Genomic DNA, 1,147 nt, shown 5'->3' on the forward strand with positions numbered 1-1,147 from the left:
GTATTCACTGGAGAGCAAGATGACAATTCGTTGGCGTTACCTGGATGGATGGCTGGTAGCTCATCATTAAGAAGGGTCGGAATTGAGGATCTGGGAAGCGGATTCTTCATTGGGCCCGGCGCTGGCCTTATTGCTGAATGAGGCTCCAGAACTCTCACGTCTATTAGTGCAGGGATTTGGCCAAAATTGCTGACGGCAGTACGATTCCTGGCCTTTGGTGCACTCGCGCGGCTTTCTTTGGGCATTATGGTGTCTATTTTGTCCATTAAATGCGAAAATTGGACAAAATAGTATCCATATAGGTGTGATATGGTCGCCCTACTTGACGATGCCGATGTCCAGCGGGCATTTGCCACCCATCTGCGACGTTTGCGCAAGCAGGCCAAGCTGTCTCGCGATGCGCTAGCTGCGCGTAGCGGTGTGCCAGCATCCACCATCAAGAAATTCGAGCTCACCGGCCAAATCTCGTTCCGGCAGCTGCTATTTCTCTGGCAGAGTCTGGACGATCTGCGTCGCCTGTATGCGTTGACTCGCAATTCCCTCAGCGAAGCTGAGTTGCCATCCAGTATCGATGAGGTGTTGAGCGATGACCTTTAAACCGGTCCGCAAGCTGACGGTAACCCGCACGCTGGCAACGGGGCAGGCGGTGACGGTTGGCGTGCTGGCGCAGAACCGGCAGGGCGTCTTTTTTCAGTACGATGCGGATTATCTCGCGCGCTTCGGAAACCTGTCGCCCTTCGGCCTAAAGGCAACCACTGAGCTGCAGCTTGCTCCCAAAAGGCCGCATTCCGGCCTGCATGGCCTGTTCGGCGATAGTCTGCCTGATGGCTGGGGTTCCTTGCTGCAAGATCGTGTGTTCCGACAGCATGGCATTCTCCCTGCCCAGATCACCGCCATGGATCGCCTGGCGTTTGTAGGGGCTTCCGGGATGGGGGGCCTGTCATTCTCGCCGACCTCGGAATACCAGCTTACCTCAACCGGCGACATCGACCTGGCGACGTTGGGTCTGGAGGCGCAGGCGTTTTTTGACGGTCAGACGGAAGAGGTGCTGGCGGATCTGGTGGCAGCAGGCAGCTCCGGTGGTGCCAGACCCAAGGCGCAGTTCTACATCTCCCCGGATGAGCCAGATCGCTGCCGCACGGTGGCG

2 protein-coding genes are annotated in these 1,147 nt (G+C 57.2%); both read left to right on the plus strand.

Annotation, left to right across the window (positions count from 1 at the left end; translation table 11 throughout):
• Positions 1–309: 309 nt before the first annotated feature.
• The gene (locus tag F1529_RS17495; protein ID WP_155137861.1) at positions 310–597 is read left to right on the plus strand and encodes a helix-turn-helix domain-containing protein; all 288 of its coding nucleotides are present in this window, start codon (positions 310–312) and stop codon (positions 595–597) included.
• The coding region (locus F1529_RS17500; protein WP_196220452.1) for a HipA N-terminal domain-containing protein at positions 587–1,147 on the plus strand (561 nt) is incomplete at its 3' end. The genes F1529_RS17495 and F1529_RS17500, both read left to right, overlap by 11 nt.

The organism is Alcanivorax sp. VBW004, from assembly GCF_009718865.1.
GTDB lineage: Bacteria > Pseudomonadota > Gammaproteobacteria > Pseudomonadales > Alcanivoracaceae > Alcanivorax.